The sequence below is a fragment of the Dyella sp. C9 genome, from assembly GCF_003332825.1.
Taxonomy (GTDB): domain Bacteria; phylum Pseudomonadota; class Gammaproteobacteria; order Xanthomonadales; family Rhodanobacteraceae; genus Dyella.
In genome coordinates this window covers 373,171-390,863 of record NZ_QIRF01000003.1, presented here as the reverse complement: position 1 = coordinate 390,863, position 17,693 = coordinate 373,171, and the positions used below count along the sequence as shown (strand labels likewise).

At 66.4% G+C, this 17,693-nt stretch carries 18 protein-coding genes; 10 read left to right on the top strand and 8 right to left on the bottom strand.

All coding sequences use genetic code 11. From position 1 onward, the window contains the following. Positions 1 to 31: 31 nt before the first annotated feature. On the top strand, positions 32 to 514 hold the full coding sequence (locus DVU99_RS06425) for a YajQ family cyclic di-GMP-binding protein (protein ID WP_114239369.1): 483 nt from the start codon (positions 32 to 34) through the stop codon (positions 512 to 514). A gap of 39 nt (positions 515 to 553) precedes the next feature. Here the strand turns inward: DVU99_RS06425 and DVU99_RS06420 are convergent, their stop codons facing one another. Together DVU99_RS06420 and DVU99_RS06415 are read right to left on the bottom strand one after the other, a co-directional pair. Then, complete coding sequence (locus DVU99_RS06420) at positions 554 to 1,231, bottom strand: DUF1345 domain-containing protein (RefSeq protein WP_114239368.1); 678 nt, start codon at positions 1,229 to 1,231, stop codon at positions 554 to 556. A gap of 134 nt (positions 1,232 to 1,365) precedes the next feature. Next, positions 1,366 to 1,641, bottom strand: a complete 276-nt coding sequence (locus tag DVU99_RS06415) for a GNAT family N-acetyltransferase (RefSeq protein WP_114239367.1) — start codon at positions 1,639 to 1,641, stop codon at positions 1,366 to 1,368. Positions 1,642 to 1,794: 153 nt separating this feature from the next. Between DVU99_RS06415 and DVU99_RS06410 the strand changes: the two genes are divergently transcribed. After that, positions 1,795 to 2,220: an OsmC family protein gene (locus DVU99_RS06410; RefSeq protein ID WP_114239366.1), complete on the top strand. Its 426-nt coding sequence runs from the start codon at positions 1,795 to 1,797 to the stop codon at positions 2,218 to 2,220. Positions 2,221 to 2,305: 85 nt separating this feature from the next. After that, a complete protein-coding gene (locus DVU99_RS19690) occupies positions 2,306 to 3,154 on the top strand; it encodes an intradiol ring-cleavage dioxygenase (protein WP_157971368.1) in 849 nt (282 codons plus the stop codon). A 1-nt stretch (position 3,155) separates the two neighbouring features. Here DVU99_RS19690 and DVU99_RS06395 read toward each other — a convergent pair whose 3' ends face one another. Continuing rightward, on the bottom strand, positions 3,156 to 4,241 hold the full coding sequence (locus DVU99_RS06395; protein WP_114239364.1) for a 3-deoxy-7-phosphoheptulonate synthase: 1,086 nt from the start codon (positions 4,239 to 4,241) through the stop codon (positions 3,156 to 3,158). Between the two features lie 246 nt (positions 4,242 to 4,487). On the opposite strand from DVU99_RS06395, the gene DVU99_RS06390 reads away from it, so the two are divergent. The 4 genes from DVU99_RS06390 (at position 4,488) to DVU99_RS06375 (ending at position 9,706) form a co-directional block, all read left to right on the top strand. Next, positions 4,488 to 5,411, top strand: coding sequence for an oxygenase MpaB family protein (locus DVU99_RS06390; protein WP_114239483.1), 924 nt, complete (start codon positions 4,488 to 4,490; stop codon positions 5,409 to 5,411). Positions 5,412 to 5,504: 93 nt separating this feature from the next. Next, positions 5,505 to 7,376, top strand: coding sequence for a 3'-5' exonuclease (locus DVU99_RS06385; RefSeq protein ID WP_232823481.1), 1,872 nt, complete (start codon positions 5,505 to 5,507; stop codon positions 7,374 to 7,376). Between the two features lie 76 nt (positions 7,377 to 7,452). Beyond that, positions 7,453 to 8,541, top strand: a complete 1,089-nt coding sequence (locus tag DVU99_RS06380) for an aromatic ring-hydroxylating dioxygenase subunit alpha (RefSeq protein WP_114239362.1) — start codon at positions 7,453 to 7,455, stop codon at positions 8,539 to 8,541. A gap of 301 nt (positions 8,542 to 8,842) precedes the next feature. Beyond that, positions 8,843 to 9,706, top strand: coding sequence for an SH3 domain-containing protein (locus DVU99_RS06375; RefSeq protein WP_198670203.1), 864 nt, complete (start codon positions 8,843 to 8,845; stop codon positions 9,704 to 9,706). Between the two features lie 42 nt (positions 9,707 to 9,748). On the opposite strand, the gene DVU99_RS06370 is transcribed toward DVU99_RS06375, so the two are convergent. Next, the gene (locus DVU99_RS06370) at positions 9,749 to 10,195 is read right to left on the bottom strand and encodes a hypothetical protein (RefSeq protein WP_114239360.1); all 447 of its coding nucleotides are present in this window, start codon (positions 10,193 to 10,195) and stop codon (positions 9,749 to 9,751) included. A 100-nt stretch (positions 10,196 to 10,295) separates the two neighbouring features. On the opposite strand from DVU99_RS06370, the gene trxC reads away from it, so the two are divergent. Continuing rightward, a complete protein-coding gene (trxC, locus tag DVU99_RS06365; protein ID WP_114239359.1) occupies positions 10,296 to 10,733 on the top strand; it encodes a thioredoxin TrxC in 438 nt (145 codons plus the stop codon). Positions 10,734 to 10,736: 3 nt separating this feature from the next. Here trxC and DVU99_RS06360 read toward each other — a convergent pair whose 3' ends face one another. From DVU99_RS06360 to DVU99_RS06345, 4 genes are all read right to left on the bottom strand, one after another. Then, positions 10,737 to 12,299 (bottom strand): YdiU family protein, encoded by a 1,563-nt coding sequence (locus DVU99_RS06360; protein ID WP_114239358.1) that lies wholly within the window; start codon positions 12,297 to 12,299, stop codon positions 10,737 to 10,739. Positions 12,300 to 12,748: 449 nt separating this feature from the next. Further along, complete coding sequence (locus DVU99_RS06355) at positions 12,749 to 13,459, bottom strand: pseudouridine synthase (protein WP_114239357.1); 711 nt, start codon at positions 13,457 to 13,459, stop codon at positions 12,749 to 12,751. Beyond that, positions 13,456 to 14,523 (bottom strand): class I SAM-dependent methyltransferase, encoded by a 1,068-nt coding sequence (locus DVU99_RS06350; RefSeq protein ID WP_114239356.1) that lies wholly within the window; start codon positions 14,521 to 14,523, stop codon positions 13,456 to 13,458. The genes DVU99_RS06355 and DVU99_RS06350 overlap by 4 nt, the downstream gene beginning before the upstream one ends. 60 nt (positions 14,524 to 14,583) lie before the next feature. Beyond that, a complete protein-coding gene (locus tag DVU99_RS06345; protein WP_114239355.1) occupies positions 14,584 to 15,462 on the bottom strand; it encodes a pseudouridine synthase in 879 nt (292 codons plus the stop codon). A 197-nt stretch (positions 15,463 to 15,659) separates the two neighbouring features. On the opposite strand from DVU99_RS06345, the gene DVU99_RS20085 reads away from it, so the two are divergent. Together DVU99_RS20085 and DVU99_RS06340 are read left to right on the top strand one after the other, a co-directional pair. After that, entirely contained in the window at positions 15,660 to 16,064 is a 405-nt protein-coding gene (locus DVU99_RS20085; RefSeq protein WP_232823480.1) for a hypothetical protein, read from the top strand. Between the two features lie 48 nt (positions 16,065 to 16,112). Next, complete coding sequence (locus DVU99_RS06340; RefSeq protein WP_232823479.1) at positions 16,113 to 17,678, top strand: serine protease; 1,566 nt, start codon at positions 16,113 to 16,115, stop codon at positions 17,676 to 17,678. Positions 17,679 to 17,693: the final 15 nt, after the last annotated feature.

Below are 17,693 nucleotides of genomic sequence, written 5' to 3'. Positions count from 1 at the left end.
CTTCCGGCTTTCAGCCGCACCGGATCCCGCCATGCCCTCCTTTGACGTCATTTCCGAAGTCGACAAGCACGAGCTCACCAATGCCGTGGACCAGGCCAACCGCGAACTGGCCAACCGCTTCGATTTCAAGGGCACGGACGCCAAGTTCGAGCTCGACAAGCTCGTGATCACCCAGAGCGCACCCAGCGAATTCCAGCTGGAGCAGATGCTGGACATCCTGCGCGGCCGGCTCACCTCGCGGAAGATCGACATCCGCGCCCTCGACGTGGGTGACGCCGAGACCAACCTGGGCGGTTCGCGCCAGAAGATCACCGTGAAACAGGGCATCGAGCAGCCGATCGCCAAGAAGCTGGTGGCCTCGCTGAAGGACGCCAAGCTCAAGGTCGAGGCCCAGATCAATGGTGACAAGCTGCGCGTCACCGGCAAGAAGCGCGACGACCTGCAGCTGGCCATGGCCGTGCTGCGCAAGGCCGACGTGGAGCTGCCACTGCAGTTCGACAACTTCCGCGACTGAGTCTGCGGCGCCATGCCGGCCCGCGCCGGCATGGCGGCCTTATCCGGCCAGCCCGGCTGCGATGTTCACGCTGATGGCGATGATGAACACGTTGAAGAAGAACGCGATCACGCTGTGCAGCAGGGCCACGCGACGCAGGTAGCGACTGGTGATCTGCACATCGGATACCTGGAAGGTCATGCCGATCACGATGGCGAAATAGGCGAAATCCCAGTAGTCGGGCTGGGGCGTGCCGGGAAACTCCAGGCCCGAATGTCGCGTGCCGCCATCGCCGTAATAGCCATGCGCGTAGTGCAGCGCGAAGGTTACGTTGAGGAACAACCACGACAGCACGATGCTGGCCGCCGCCACCAGCAGGGCCTCGACACCGCCACCCTTGGCCGCACCCAGCTCGGTCGTCAGTGCCACCGCGACCACGACGGTCAGCGTGATGGCGCTCCACAGCACGCCCCAGCGCCCCGTGTCCTGCTTGCGGGCCTGGATGTGCATCACTTCGGGCGTGGTGCTCTGGTTGAACAGCATCGCCAGCGCAACCAGGTAGATCGCGACACCGAGGTCGAATCCCAGCAGCAGCGCCTTGGCCGGCTTCATGTGCAGTCCCTGCCAGAACAGCAGGCCCGCAATGACGAACACGATCGAGGCGACCAGCAGCCGCGGGCGGGCACGAATCTTCCCGAAGGGAATATGGCGTGGAGGCACGGCTTCAGGCGTCGCCATGCGCCGATCCCATTCCGTGTGTGCAGAACCTCATCAGTGATCCCCCCGTGTCCCGCCATCGGGCAGGCGCATCTTAAACCGAGCCGGGTACAGGGTTGGCGACGAGGGAGCGTCGGCTTCGAAAGGCAGATGTATCAGACGTGCAGGTCCGCGTACTCCGGATGCCGCTTCATCCAGATTTCCGAATAGGAACAGGCGGGATCGACCTTCCAATGCTCTTCGCGCGCCATGTCCAGCGCGGTGCGCACCAGGTTGGCCGCAATGCCGCGGCCACCCACGGCAGAGGGCACGATGGTGTGCGTGATGGTCATCACGCCATCGGTGAGCGTGTAATCGAGCACGCAGGGCACGCCGTCCACCTTGACTTCGAAACGATGCGCCCTTGGGTTGTGATTGATCTCGGCCAACATGAAACGGTACCGCAAGCATGGAAGGCGGCGAAGGATAAAGCATGGTGCAGCGAACCCAGCGTGAAGGCACGAGCCTCGCTTTTTCGCGTTTCATGCATGGGTGCTTGGGCAAACTGCACCAGCGGCTCGCAGCGCGTGGCAAGAGGCGTATCCATGAAGAGATCGGCATCCGCCGCCTGGTCAGGCGGGCTCAGGGAAGGCTCGGGCACGGTGTCCACCGGCACCGGTGTGCTGCACGACGCGGCGTACGGCTTTCGCTCGCGCTTCGAGGACAGCCCCGGCACCAACCCCGAAGAATTGCTTGGCGCGGCCCACGCGGGCTGCTACACCATGGCGCTCGCCGCCGGACTCGAGCAGGCAGGCTTCACCGCCTATCGCGTCGAGACCAAGGCGGAGGTCACGCTGGAAAAGGATGGCGATGGTTTTGCCATCACCACCGTGGATCTCACCACGCGTGCGCGCGTGCCGCGCATCGACCCGGGCACGTTCGACAAGATCGCCCAGGCGACCAAGGAAGGATGTCCCGTCTCCAAGGTGTTGAAAGCGCACATCACGCTAGACGCACGCCTGGAGGAATAAGCGCGCCGCTTGTCATCCAGCGCTCCGCATGAACGTTCGATGGAAGGTCATGCACGCATGGCGCTCTCCATCAACGGGACATGTAGTGAAGATCACCTGGAACAGGCGCCATTTCCTGCAGCTATGCCTGAGCGGCGTCGCCGCCCTTCCCCTCGCCCGCGTCGCCCGCGCCCTGCCGGATGGGCGGCCTGCGTGCTCGCTCAACCCCGAGCAGACTGAAGGCCCCTATTACCTCGATCGCGCGCTGCTGCGCGAAGACATCACCGAGGGCCGGCCTGGCCAACCCCTGATCTTGCGCTTCGAAGTGCTCGACAGCCGCACCTGTCGCCCGTTGAGCGGCACGGCGCTGGAGGTATGGCATTGCGACGCGCAGGGACAGTATTCCGGCTTCACGGCCATGTCTGCCGGCGGCCCGGGCATGGGTCCGCCACCCGGTGGTCCACCGCCCAGTGGCAGGCCGCCGGGACCACCACCGGGCGGAACGCCGCCCGGGCCGCCACCCAACGGCGATGGCATGCCACTGAGGACCGTGGCCACGGACGAACTCACTTTTCTGCGTGGCGTGCAAATGGCCGACGAACGCGGGCTGGCGGGTTTCCGCACCATCTTTCCCGGCTACTACGCGGGCCGGGTGAATCACATCCATCTCAAGCTGCACGTGGGTGGCCAGATGCAGGACGGCCACTACCGCGGCGGACATACCGTGCATACCGGCCAACTGTTCTTCCCCGAGGAAGCCAGCATCGCGGCGATGACGCAGGCGGCTTACCAGCGCCACGGCCTGACGCGTACCACGCTCGCCGAAGACCAGGTCTACACCAGCCAGCGCGGCAACACCTCCGTGGCCACGCTGTCAATGGAAAACGGCGTGCAGACGGCGCGTCTCACGCTGGCGGTGGATCCCAGCGCGACGAGCCGCGAAAGCCACGCCTGATTCAGCAGCCCGCCGCCATGCGCAGCGGGCGTGCTGCCTTGCGCCGCGCACGCACGGCCTCGGCCAGCCGGTCGAGCACCTCGACCGACGTCGTCCAGTCGATGCATCCGTCGGTGATGCTCTGGCCGTAAAGCAGCGGCTGATCCGGCACCAGTTCCTGGCGGCCGCCCACGAGGTGGCTTTCCACCATGACGCCGACCACGCGCCGCTCGCCGCCCTCCAGCTGGCGCGCGATGTCCTCCACCACGCGCGGCTGGTTTTCAGGCTGCTTGGCGCTGTTGGCGTGGCTGGCATCGATCATCACGCGTCCGTCGACGCCAGCCCGCGCGATCGCCGCACAGGCAGCGTCCACGCTCGCAGCGTCGTAGTTCGGCGTCTTGCCGCCGCGCAGGATCACATGGCAGTCCTCGTTGCCGGTGGTAGCGGCAATCGCCGTCTGGCCGTCCTTGGTCACCGCCATGAAGTGATGCGGCTGCGAGGCCGCCTGCACCGCGTCGACGGCGATCTTCACGTTGCCGTCGGTGCCGTTCTTGAATCCCACCGGACACGACAATCCCGAAGCCAGCTCGCGATGCACCTGGCTCTCGGTGGTGCGCGCACCAATCGCGCCCCACGCCACCAGGTCGGCGATGTACTGCGGCGTAATCATGTCCAGGAACTCGCAGCCTGCCGGCACGCCCAGCTCGTTGATGTCGCGCAGCAGGCCGCGCGCCAGCCGCAGGCCCTTGTCGATCTGGAAGCTGCCATCCAGATCCGGGTCGTTGATAAGCCCCTTCCACCCCACCGTGGTACGCGGCTTCTCGAAGTACACCCGCATGACGATCTCCAGCTCGCCCGCGTGGCGCAGGCGTTGTTCCGCCAGGCGCTGCGCGTATTCCAGCGCGGCGTCGGTGTCGTGGATCGAGCATGGGCCGATCACCACGGCGAGGCGATCATCCTTGCCGGCAAGGATGCGATGCAGCGCCTGGCGTGATGCGGTGACCGTGTTGGCGGCGCGCGCGCTCAGCTTGCAGTCGTGCATGACCTCGGCAGGCGAGCTGAGGGTGGTGATGGCGCGAATGCGCAAGTCATCGGTGGAAGGGTTCACGGGCGGGGCTCCTGGGGGGGGATCCACTCGCGACCATGAAAAAGGCCGCCAGTGGTGGCTGGCGGCCTTTTTGGGAATGGTGACTTGTCGTTGAGACAGTCGCTACCAACCCTCCGCCAGCGGCATCGGATAGCCGTAAAACCAAAAATACTGGCGGGCGGTGTGGTTGGTCATGGCGTGTAGGAATAACACAGGAATTTCGTGCATGCAAAGGATGCATTTGAAACCAAGCGCTACACTGCGTGCATGCCTTCTCCCTGGAACCTGCTCGCCCTGCCCGCCCGCGAACCCATTCGTCGGTGGGTACTCAGCGCCTTTCCGCGCGGTGGCGGCGGCCACGTGGACTACGATCTCCCGCTCGGTGAACCGGGCCTGTTCGGCCCGCACAGCGCCACCTGGCGCGTGCACGCCGATTTCCCGGGCATGCTCGCCGGCGGGCTGGCCGCACTGATGTTGCAGACGCTGCATCCGCTGGCGCTGGCCGGTGTATGGGACCATTCCAACTTCCGCGACGACCTGATCGGGCGGCTGCGCCGCACCACCTCGTTCGTCAGCGGCACCACCTATGCACCCACTGGTGGAGCCCTGGCGCTGATCGAACGCGTGAAGAGCATCCATGCGCAGGTACGCGGCACCGCGGAAGATGGACGTCCATATGCGGCCGACGACCCGCACCTGCTGACCTGGGTACACGTCACGGAGGCCTACAGCTTCCTGCAGGGTTATCGACGTTACAGCCACATCGCCATGCCGGCCGGCGCCGCGGATCGCTATTACGACGAGGTTCGCCGCATCGCCGAGGCACTCGGCGCCCGCGACGTGCCCGCGTCCGAGGCGCAGGTGCAGGCCTATTTCCGCCGCTTGCAGGCGGAACTGGCCTTCAGCGAACGCTCGCGCGTGGTGCTTGACGTGCTTTCGCGGGTACGCCTGCCAGTGCCCGTCGCCGGTCTCTCGCGCGACGTGTTCCTGCAGGCCGGCGCCGCCCTGCTGCCTCCATGGGCGGATGCGCTGCTCGGGCGCTCGCCGCTGCAGCGCGCGCAGTCGCGCGTGGCCGCGCGGGCGCTGTGGTCCGTGGCGCCGATTTTCCGGCATGCACTGCACGACGGCATCGCCAGCCGTGCCTGCGCGCGCATGGGCGTGAGCGTGGAAATACTGCAGCGCTGGGATTGAGCGCACGCCGGCGGCCCTGCCCTGCGATCGGCCTGCATTGACAGCCCGCGCCGATCCGCTAACGTCGCCGGATCGGAACGCCTGGGGGCCAAGGTGGCGACGCTCATTCCATCCCGCAACAGTTGCCTGCCGCGCATGACCAGCGGCGAGAAACGCCTGTCCGAACGACTGGAGCAGAAACTCGAGGACGACTACCTGCTGTGGTACGACGTGGCCATCGGGCCACGCCAGCGTCGCCCCGACTTCATCGTGTTCCACCCGCGCCGCGGCATCCTGGTGCTGGAGGTGAAGGATTGGAAGCACGGCACCATCCAGCAGGCCGACCGCACCCTGTTCACCCTGCTCACCGGCAGCAGCAGCGTGAAGGAACACAACCCGCTGATGCAGGCACGCGACTGCGCCAGCGAGATCTACAAGGTTTTGGCACAGGATCCGGCGCTGCGCCATCCACCCGGCCATGCTTACGAAGGCAAGCTGCTGATGCCGTGGGGTTACGGCGTGGTGCTGGCCAACATCAGCCGCAAGCAGTTCGAGGCGGGAAACCTGGACGCGGTGATTCCCGCGCACCTGGTGATCTGCCAGGACGAGATGTACGAGTCGGTGGATGCGGAAGTGTTCCAGGAACGCCTGTGGGCGATGTTCCCGCAGGTGTTTCCAACGGCGTTGACCCTGCCGCAGATCGATCGCGTGCGCTGGCACCTGTTCCCCGAGATCCGCGTCGAGCCGGGTGACGGCCAGTTCGGCCTGTTCGCCGCCGGCAGTTCGGGCAACAGCACCAAGGTGGGCATACCCGACCTGATCAAGGTGATGGACGCACAGCAGGAACTGCTGGCGCGGTCGCTGGGCGACGAGCACCGCATCATTCACGGCGTGGCGGGCTCGGGCAAGACCATGATCCTGGGTTTCCGCGCGATGGAACTGGCGCGCGCGCTGTCCAAGCCGATCCTGGTGCTGTGCTACAACAAGACGCTCGCGGCACGGCTGGAACAGCTCATGGGCGAGCGCGGCCTCAGCGACAAGGTGCAGGTCTACAACTTCCACAAGTGGTGCCGAAGCATGCTTGCGGCCTATCACGTCCCCCTGCCTGCCGACGGCCCGCGCTTCGCCGAGGAGCTGCCGCCGGCGGTCATCGCCGGAGTGGACAGCGGGCAGATACCGCGCTTCCAGTACGGCGCGGTGCTGATCGACGAAGGCCATGACTTCGAACCGGAATGGTACCGGCTGATCGTGCAGATGATCGACCCCAACACCAATTCGCTGCTGGTGTTGTACGACGATGCGCAGAACATCTACGGCGAGGCCAACCGCAAGAAGCTCAGCTGGAAGAGCCTGGGCGTGCAGGCGCAGGGCCGCACCACCATCCTCAAGCTCAACTACCGCAACACGCTGGAGATCCTCGCGGTAGCGCGAGGTTTTGCCAACGAGCTGCTGCTGGAGCGCCCCGGCGACGACGACAGCGTTCCGCTGGTGGCACCGGAAAGTGCGGGCAGGCGCGGTGCACTGCCGGAACTGATCCGCGTCGAACGCATGGAAGACCAGTTGCCCGCCATCATCTCGCGACTGCGCGATGAGCAGGCTGGCGGCCGCCCCTGGTCGGACATGGCGGTGATCTTCCGCAACACCTGGGAGGGCGAGAAATTGCACGAGGCCCTGCAGCGCGTGGGCATTCCCAGCCGGCTGGCCGAGGGCAACGGCAAGAGTGCGCTGTTCGTGGTCGACGACACGGTGAAGCTGATCACCATGCATTCCAGCAAGGGCCTGGAGTTCCCGCTGGTGATCATTCCCGGGCTGGGCTCGCTGCCCAAGCCGGGCAAGAACGAAGCCGAGGAGGCACGGCTGCTGTACGTGGCCATGACGCGTGCGACCGAACGGCTGGTGCTGATCCACCACGAGGATTCGATCTTCAGCCAGCGCATTCGCAACTCGATCAACGAGGTGCAGGGGCAGCTCGCCGCCATCGCCTGAAACTGGCCGCTTACCCCCTCCCGCCTCGCGCGATGGCGGCCGATACTCGGGTAGTCCCAAGCCCGGTGCATCGTCCATGCGTGACCTGCTTCAAGCTCCTGTCCTTGCCCCGCAGCCGCTCGACCACGCGCTGACGCTGCCCGCCCGTTTCTACACCGACCCGCGCATGGCATCGCTGGATGCACGCGCGATCTTTGCCCGCAGCTGGCAGCTGGTGTGCCACCAGACGCAGCTACCCGAAACGGGTGACCATGTAGTGATCGAGATCGCCGGCCTGCCACTGCTGGTGGTGCGCGGCGAGGACGGCGTGGTGCGTGCATTCCACAATGTCTGCCGGCATCGCGCCGGCCCCATCGCCAGTTGCGATGGTCGCGGCGCCAGGGCCCTGCGATGCCGATACCACGGCTGGACCTATGGCCTGGACGGAGTCCTGCGCGGCGCTCCCGAAATGGGACGTACGCCCGACTTCAACCCTTCCGACATCCGCCTGCCCGAGGTGCGCGTGCAGCTGTGGCAGGGGCTGGTGTTCGTCGCCACCGACGATGCGCCGCCGTTCGGCGACGTGGTGGCCGGCATCGACCAACGCCTCGGCACGGACCGTTCGCTGGAAGGCCATGTCTTCCATCATCGGGCGAGCTACGAGGTGGCCTGCAACTGGAAGGTGTACGTGGACAATTACCTGGAGGGCTACCACGTGCCCCATATCCATCCGGGCCTGAACAGCCTGCTCGATTACCGCAGCTACATCACCGAGACCGCCGCGTGGTACTCGTTCCAGTACAGCCCGCTGGAAAGCGGCAGCGACCTGTATGGCAGCGGCGAGGCGCTGTATTACTTCATCCACCCCAATACCATGCTCAACATCCTGCCCGGGCGCCTGCAGACCAACCGCGTGCTGCCGCTGGGCGTGGATCGCTGCCGCGTGGAGTTCGATTTCTACTACCCGCCCGACGACAGCGCCGAAGCGCAAGCGCGGCGCGCGAAGGACATCGCCTTCAGCGACGAGGTGCAGGACGAGGACGTCACGATCTGCGAAGACGTGCAGCGTGGCCTGGCGTCCGGCTCGTATGACACCGGGCGACTGAACCCCTTGCGCGAGAACGCCGTGCATCACTTCCACGAACTGGTGCGCCAGGCCTATCGCGAGGCGCTCGCGGCCATGTGAACGCCGTGTTGCGCGGCAACCGGCAATACCATTCCAGCGCCTCCGGCGCGCGGCTCTTCAGCTTGGGCCGATGACCAGCACCGACGCCGCCCCCGCTGGGGGTTCGCGCCATGAGCGCCAGTTGGCCACACCGTTGCCGCCAGGGGCCTGTCCACGCTTTCCGCGTGGCCCGCGTTACGGCCATGAACGGGCTCCTACGGCGCCCATCGCAAACGGCCGATGGCGATCCGGGCCCATGCGCTTTGACAACGCCTTCGCACTCCGCGCAGTCTCATCAAGGTGTTACTTCAGGAGCAGCCCGATGAAACGTTTCATCTGTTCGTTGCTGTTGACCCTGGGCGTGGCGTCCACCTGCTTTGCGCAGGCAGTCAATGGCGTGGTGACGTCCTATGTCGATCTTTATGCCGGCCCCGACATCGGCTACCCGACGATTGCCCAGCTGCCTGCCGGCACCGGAGTGGCGATCCAAGGATGTACCGAAGGCTGGGGCTGGTGCGACGTGATCACCGTGGGCCAACGCGGCTGGGTCGCCGGTACCTATGTGCAGTACACCTACCAGAACCAGCCCGTGATCGTGGCCGATTACGGTGCGCGCATCGGCATTCCCATCATCGCGTTCTCGATCGCGGCGTACTGGGGCGCGTACTACGTCAACCGGCCGTTCTACCGCAATCGCGATTATTGGTTCAGCCGTCCATACGCCCCGCGGCCGCCGCCGCGCCCGCCCATGCATGGCCCTGGCGGTCGCCCGCCTGGTCCGGGTGCACGACCGCCCGGCCAGGGCAATCGCCCACCGCCGAACCAAGGCAACCGTCCCCCGCCGAATCAGGGCAATCGTCCGCCGCCCAGCCCCGGCAACCGGCCGGGCACTTCCCCGGGCAACCGGCCAGGCACTTCCCCGGGCAATCGCCCGGCGCCGAACCCGGGTAACCGGCCGCCCAGCCACGGCGCCCGGCCGCCGGGCAATCAGGGCAGCCGTCCCGCGCCCAACCAGGGCAATCGCCCACCGCAGGGACAAGCCACCAACCGCGGACCGGCCCCGGGCGGCAATCGCCCGGCTCCCGGCAACAACCGTCCCCCTCACGGGGGACGGCCTTCGGGCCAGGGCGGCAACCAGCGTCCACCGCAGCGCCCGCAGCCGAATAACGGCGGCAACAACCCCTGAGCGCGCGCCGTCGACCTTCATCGCCTCAGGCGTCGCAAACGCTCACCTCCCGGGCGTCCGCCACGGCCACCAGCCCGAACCCTCGCGGGCATAGCGATCGGCTGCGCGCTCGAAGCGGTTGCGCACGCTGATTCCGCCGCACAAGGCATACAGCGGCAGGAACAACGGCCCCAACGCGAGGTACTGGTACACGTGGGCACGCTCATGGTCGGCCAGCGAGATGGGGGGCTCGGTGCACAAGCCCGCGCGATGCGCATAGGTGAGGCAAGGTGTGTCCAGGTTGTCGCCGGTGTGCAGGATCACGTTGCCCAAGGTCAACGCGCCGCCGGGCCCCGGCCACGGCATGTGCCGAAAGACCAGGGCGGCCTCCGAGGCCCGCCATTGTGGACGCGCTCCCCAGGGCATGCAGGCCAGCCCCGCCAGCAGCCCAAGCAGGCTATTGGGCAGTGTCCAGCAAGCGCCGGCCAGCATGGCCAGGCGCACGGGCATAGCAGGTCTCACCGGTCACCGCCTCCGGACAGCGCCACCTTGCATCGAGTCGCCACGAACACCATGTTCGCGCCAGTGAGTCTTCCCACCGGAGCCTGCCATGTCCACCACCCTGGACGTTCCCTGCCCCCATTGCGGCGCCCTCAATCGCGTGCCGTCCGAGCGCCTGGCCGAAAAGCCGGTGTGCGGGCGCTGCAAGCAGGCACTGTTCGAGGGCAAGCCAGCCAACCTCACCCAGGCCAACTTCGATGCGGTAGCCGGGCGTGGCGACTTGCCGGTGGTGGTGGATTTCTGGGCGCCCTGGTGCGGTCCCTGCCTGAACTTCGCCCCGGTGTTCAACGAGGCCGCCCACCAGCTCGAGCCGAAGTTGCGTCTGGCCAAGGTGGACACCGAGGCGCAACCGGCGCTGGCGCAACGCTTTGGCATCCGCAGCATCCCTACCCTGCTGGTGCTGCGGGGCGGACGCGAGGTGGCCCGCCAGGCCGGCGCGCTCAATGCGTCGCAGTTGCGGCAGTTCCTCGGCGGCGCATTGCGCTGATGCTCACGAGCTGCACGAGAGCATGGAGCAGCCCGCCTTGTTGATCGCCCAGGCGGGGCGCCTCTGCGCGTAGTGTTCTCGCCCGGGTTGGTCGTCGTAGGGACGGCGCATGACTTCGAGCAGCTCGCGGATACCTTCGTAGTCGCCCTGCGTGGCGCGATCGATCGCCTCCTGCGCCAGGTAATTGCGCAGCACGTAGCGCGGATTGGCCGCGCGCATGCGTTCGCGACGCTGTGCAGCCGCGGAGGGGTCCTCCGCCACGCGTGCCGCGTACCGTGCCAACCAGGACGCAAAGGCCGGCTCGAACTGCACGCGCCTGGCATCGTCGTAGAAGGCATCATGCAGCGAAGCCAGCGACTCCTCGGCTGGGTCGAGCTCGCCCAGGCCGCGGAAGAACAGCGTCATGTCGACCTCTGCATCGGCCAGCAGGGCGTGCAGGTCGCGCATCAGTTCCAGGTCGGAGTCGCGGCAGGTCGACAGCCCCAGCTTGGCGGCGGTGTTCGCCCGATCGGCCTGGGTATAGGCCGCCACATAGCGATCCAGCCCCGCCTGCAGGGATGGTGCGGCATCCGCAAACAAGGGCGCCAGCGCCATGGCCAGCCGGCTGAGGTTCCACCATGCCACGTTGGGCTGCTGGCCGAACCGGTAGCGGCGCCGGCCTGCGTCCGTGGTGTTGGGAGTCCAGTCGGGATCGAAATTGTCGATCCAGCCATACGGACCGTAGTCGATGGTAAGCCCGAGGATGGACATGTTGTCGGTGTTCATCACCCCGTGCACGAAGCCCACGCGCATCCAGTGCGCCACCATCACTGCGGTACGCTCGCAGACCTGGGCAAACCACTCCGCATACAGCGGCTCTCCCTGGAGCGCCAGCTCGGGATAATCGCGGGCGATGGTGAAGTCGACGAGGCGCCGCAGCAGATCGATGTCGCCGCGCGCCGCGGGCAACTCGAAATTGCCGAAGCGGATGAAGGACGGGGCCACCCGACACACGATCGCGCCGGGCTCCGCCTGCGGGTGGCCGTCGTAGAACATGTCGCGTACGACGGTGTCACCCGTTACCACCAGGCTCAGGGCACGCGTGGTCGGTACACCAAGGTGGTGCATCGCTTCACTGCACAGGAATTCGCGGATCGAGGAACGCAGCACCGCGCGGCCATCCGCCCCTCGCGAGTAAGGTGTAGGGCCGGCGCCCTTCAGCTGCAGTTCCCAGCGCCGTCCCTGGCCATCCAGCACCTCACCCAGCGAGATGGCTCGACCGTCACCCAGTTGGTCGGCCCATACGCCGAACTGGTGCCCACCGTAGTTGGCCGCGTATGGCTGCATGCCCTCCAGCAGGGCGTTGCCGCCGAGGACCTCTGCATATGCGGGCGAGCGCAACTCGTCTTCGGACAGCCCCAGTGTCGCGGCCATCTCACGGGACCAGGCGACGACCTCGGGCGCGGCGACCGGGGTCGGCTCGACCCGGGAGTACAGCGCCCCCAGCACCTGGCGTACCCGGCTGCCCTGCTCGGCATCCCCAGGCAGTTCGTGGATGAAGCGGTTGTCGAAACGTAGGGATCGCATGAGGAAGTACCGATAGGACAGCGTATCGAATGAAATTTTGCCTGCTCGTCAGCCTAGCGAATGTCAAAAGCCGCCACTCGCAAGTTCCTGCCTTCACTTTTGTGAACAGTATGACAAAAGGGCGTGCCACCCCCTCTTGCAAATTCAGTGACGATTGGCATTTGTGTATCGGGCGTGAAAATGATTAGAGTGCGCCCAACGACTACACAGGGGTAGTCGGGAGCCCGACATGCATATGCTTCTTGCCCGCTCCGCGATCGAACGCGGAATGCAGCTGGTCGCAGGGATGCTCACTTTCAGGGACACGCAGGACGTCCCGGTCAAGTCACCGCAGGATCCTCCGGGGTTCCGGCTGGTTTCATGGCAACCTGGCGCACATTCGCGCCGGGAAGACGAGATGGCACGCCGCCGCGAGAGTCCTTTCGGCTGACCCCGGGGATTCCTGCGAATTAGGCCGGCGGGCCTGAAAAAATCCGGGCCACGTCCTCGGCATCCAGCGCGCGCCACTGGCCCGGCTCCAGCCCGCCCAGCACCAGCCCCCCCACCGAGATTCGCGTGAGCGCCTCGACGTGGTTGCCTACGGCAGCGAACATCCGGCGCACCTGGTGGTAACGCCCCTCTGTAAGGGTGAGCCTTGCCCGGCGCGGCTCCAGTACCTGCAGTTGTGCCGGCTCGAGCGGCTCCTTCTCCGACTCCAGCATCATGCTGCCGCTGGCGAACAGCGCCCCCTCGTCGCCACGCAGGTCTTGCGCCAGGACGGCCTCGTACACCTTGGCGACCTTGGCGCGCGGCGAAATGATGCGATGGAGCAGCGCCCCGTCGTCGGTGAACAACAACAGCCCCGAGGTATCGCGGTCCAGCCTGCCCACGGTGGACAGCGCGGGGTCGCGCAATCGGTACCGTGGCGGCAACAGGTCGTATACCACCCGGCCCTGGTCCTTGCGCGAACAGGTGGCGCCAAGTGGCTTGTTCATCATCAGCGCCAGGCCCGCGGGTGGATCGAGCGGCTCGTCGTCGACGCGGATGTATTCGTGGGCCACCTTGTCGTCGGCGTACAGCACCTCGCCATCCGGATCGGTGATGCGCCCTTCGCGGAACATCAGTGCAACATCCTTGCGACTGCCATAGCCAAGGTTGGCGATGAGCTTGACCAGTTTCATGCGCGCACTCCGCGTGCCTCGATAATCTTGAATCCGTCCTGCAACGTCACCGTGCGGACCTCCTGAAAACGTGCGGCCAGCGTGGCCTCATAGGGAAGATGCTGGTTGGCCACCAACCACAGCCGGCCGTGGGGCCGCAGCGCGTCGGCTGCTGCACCGATGAAGGCGCGCCCCAACTCGGGCAGATCCGCCCGCCCCTGATGGAACGGCGGATTGCTGACCACCACGTCGTATCGGCGCGGCAAGCCTTGCGCCACGTCATGCCAGTGCAATTCGAACGGAACCGCCCGGCCGCTCTCGCGTTGCGCCTGCAGCAAGTTGGCCCGCGCGGGCTCGAGCGCGCGGGCCTCGGCCTCGTACAGGTCGATCAATGACACGCCCGGGCAGCGAGCCAGCAGCCGTGCCGAAAGGTAGCCATAGCCCGCGCCAAGATCCGCGACCTCGCCCGTCAGGTCGGCCGGCAGTTGTTCCGCCAGCAAGGCGGAGGCCGTGTCGACACGGTCCCACGCAAACAACCCCGGGCGGCTGATGTAGCCGGCCTCGTTTGGCCGCGCTGCGTCCAGGGCCAGCCATTCGGCCAGCAGGGCCTGGTCGACCGCGTGTTCTGGACGCGTCCAGAACACCCGGCATTTGTGCTTGGACAGTTGCCCCAGCGGGCCGGCCAGCCGCGCGAGATCCGACTCCGCCGAACGAGCGCCTTCGGCATTGGCCACCGCCGCCGCCACCACGCCACCCGGCGCCATACGCGTCACCGCCCGGGCAAACAGGGCGCGCGCCTCGTCCCGTTGCCGCGGCGGCAACACAAGCACGAGGGGATAGCGTTCGTCATCCCGCGCATCGGCCAGGGTCAGGCCGCTGCGTTGCAATGCATCAGCGAACGGCTTGAAGCTCTGCTCGCAGACCCAGCCAGCCTTGGCCATTTCGCGCAGGCGAAAGCCATCGCGCGCGCGCAAGACCAGCACGCGGCCATCCGCAGGCAGCGCCAGGGCACCCGTGTCGAAGGGAACGAACAAGGCCTCCAGCGCTGCGTCGGGGACAGCGGCAGGGAAAGCGGCAGACTTCACGCGCAGGCGATTCCGGACAGTGACCAGCCATCATTTTAGCGGGGAGCGCCGCTGCCGCGCTCAGCCCAGGCGCAACAGCGACAGCTCGCTCGCGAAGCTGCGCGGCCGGCCGTTGACCGGATCGATGAGAGACAAGCCCTGCGCCAGCAATTGCATCGGGCGTGCGTAGTCATCGGCGGCCGGCTCGGACAGCTCCGGATAGAACGGATCGTGCAGGATCGGTGCCCCCAGTGCCGCCAGATGCACGCGTAACTGGTGCTTGCGCCCGGTCACCGGGCGCAGCGCGTACCTCCAGTAGGACCGCGTGCGCTCCAGCACATCGATATGGGTTTCGCTATTGGCCTCGCCGGGCTGTTCGCCCATGCGGAAGAACGGCTCGGCCGCAACGATGCGAGAACGGTGTGTCAGCGGAAATGCCAGCCCGGGCAGCGGCGGCGCCCAGGCCTCGTAGCGCTTGTCGATGCGCCGTTCGCGGAACAGGGCCTGGTACGCCTGCCGGCTGCCTGGACTGGCGGAGAACAGCACCAGCCCGGCGGTATGGCGGTCAATGCGATGCAGCGGCACCAGCTCCGGATTGTCGAGGGCACGGATCAGCCGCGCCAGCAGGGTCTCCTGCACGAAGCCACCGGCAGGCGTCACCGGAAGAAAGTGTGGTTTGTCCACCACCACCAGGTCCGCGTCCACGTGCAGCAGGGTCTCGCGGAACGGGATCGGCTTCTCCTCCGCCACCTCGCGGAAGTAGCGCACCTCCAGCCCCACCCGGTACGGCGCATCGGGGCCGATGGGCCGACCCTCGGCGTCCTGCACCAGGCCCCGCGCGAAACGATCCTCCCAGCGCCGGCGATCGATCTGCGGGAAACGCGCGCAGACCGCCTCCAGCACGGTCAACCAGGGGCCGGGCGGGAGCTGCAGGGAGCTGGCAGTGGTGGAAACAGGCATCGGCGTCTCTCGGGCAGGCCGCCCCAGCTTAGGGCCTGGACCGCCAGTTTGCGTCGCTGGCGTGGCGGATCGCGGTCACGTTCGAGACGCCCCCATCACTCCGCCATGGGCCCCGTTTCGCCGGTACGAAGCTTGGCTACACTCTGCGTTGGGAATGGCGTCACCTGGACGCCTGCTAACACTGACAGGGGAAGGACATGGTTCAACGGGTAAACGGGGCGCGGCACGATCTTTCCACTCGGCCGGCGCCTCGTCGCGGGGCATGGCTCGCCTGGCTGGCGCTCGCACTGGCACCTGCCGCCGGCGCTGCCACCCTTGACCCGTCCGTACTGCCCCGAGTGCAGGCTGCCACCTTCGAGGTGGTGATCCCCAAGCCGGTGAACGACCCGTTGACCTACGAACGACCGTTGCCCATGGACCAGCTGCCGTTCCAGCAGCGCAGCGACAAGTATTACTCGGTCGGCACCGCCTTCGCGCTTGGCGACAACCGCTACGTCACCGCCGGCCACGTGCTGTCACTGGGCATCGACAGCCTGATGGGCGAACCGGCGCTGCGCGACTCCGCCGGCCACGTCTACCAGATCGACAAGATCACGCGCTAATCGCTGCAGGAGGATTTCGTCGAATTCAGCCTGAAGGACGCGCCACACGTGACGCCTCTGGAACCGAACACCCAGCCTGCCATGAACGACGTGGTCTATGCGGTGGGCAACGCGCTCGGTACCGGCATCGTCATTCGCGACGGGCTGTATACCTCGCAGACGCCGGAGGAAGAGGACGGTCGCTGGAAGTGGATGCGTTTCTCCGCCGCCGCCTCGCCAGGCAACAGCGGCGGCCCGCTGCTCGACAAGGACGGCAAGGTGATCGGCGTGGTGCTGATGAAGTCACCCGACGAGAACCTCAACTACGCATTGCCGATCGACCTGGTGCTGAAGGCGCCGGCAAACCTGGCCGTGGCCGACACCCGCGAGCTGTACCAGCTGGACGTGATCGACAACAAGCACAGCGGGCGCTTCAAGTTCGAGTTCCCATTGCCCAAGAGCTTCGCCGACTTCAGCTCCAACTACCAGAAGAACTACAACGCCGGCGCCGACCAGGAGCTGCATGACCTGCTGGCCGAAAACGACAGCATCCTGTTCCCCAAGGGCAGCGGCTCCAGCCGGCTGCTGCACACCGGGTCGAATCTCAATCCCTTCCCCACCCTGCTCCACCGCAACAGCAACGGCACCTGGGTGGTCGCTGGCACCAACGACAGCAAGGGCAACCTTACCCACAACGGCTATGTGTCCAAGGCGGCCGTCGGCAGCCAGCTGATGTTCCACCTGCGCAAGCCCGACGACGTGAGCAGCAAGCAGCTCTACAACGACCCCAAACTGTTCATGGACCTGCTGCTGCAGGGCGCCCCGCTGCAGCGGCGCATCGGTTCGGAGCAGGTACGCATCACCTCGCTTGGCCAGCCCACCGAACAGCGCAACTTCACCGACGCCTACCAGCGGCGCTGGCAGGTGCGGGTGTGGCCGATGGCCTATGACAACAGCAAGCTGATCGCCTTCCTGTTGCCCGTCCCCGATGGCTACGCCGCGATGATCCGCGTGGTCTCGGCGAAGAACGAGCACGAGGAAACCATCGACCTCAATGCCCTTACCAACTACGTCTACGTTTCCTACAGCGGCACGCTGGCGCAGTGGAAGGAATATCTGGCCAACACCGACCTGTTGCCCAGCACGCTGTCCAGCATCGCCATCGGCTTCGACTACGGCAATGACTTCCGCTACCAGTCCAGGCGCCTGGGCTTCGCCTACACGCCCAAGCTGCAGAAGATCGACCAGGACAGCCAGCTGGTGCTCGGCATGTCGTACTTTGAGGACCAGGGCAAGGTGGTGTGGGACGTCTCCAACGTGCTGGTGAAGTCCAACATCGACAATGCCGAACGCGTGGGCGTGAATCGCCATGTGGCGCCCTCGGACGACCTCGACGACAGCTTCCGCAACTCCTGGGACAAGGTCGTGCAGCGCAGCCATCCTGACGACGGCGTGCCGTACAGCGAGAACGACATGACCTTCATCGGCACGGTGGGCGGCTCGCCGGTGACCGCCGCCGCCAAGCCTGGGGTGCTCTACACCGCGTTCTACGGCGTCGATGGGCCCCGCCCGGAAGACACCATGAAGGGCAAGCTCAACCTGCTGACCGAAAAGCTGCAGATCAACGAGCACTGAGCCCGGACGACCGGC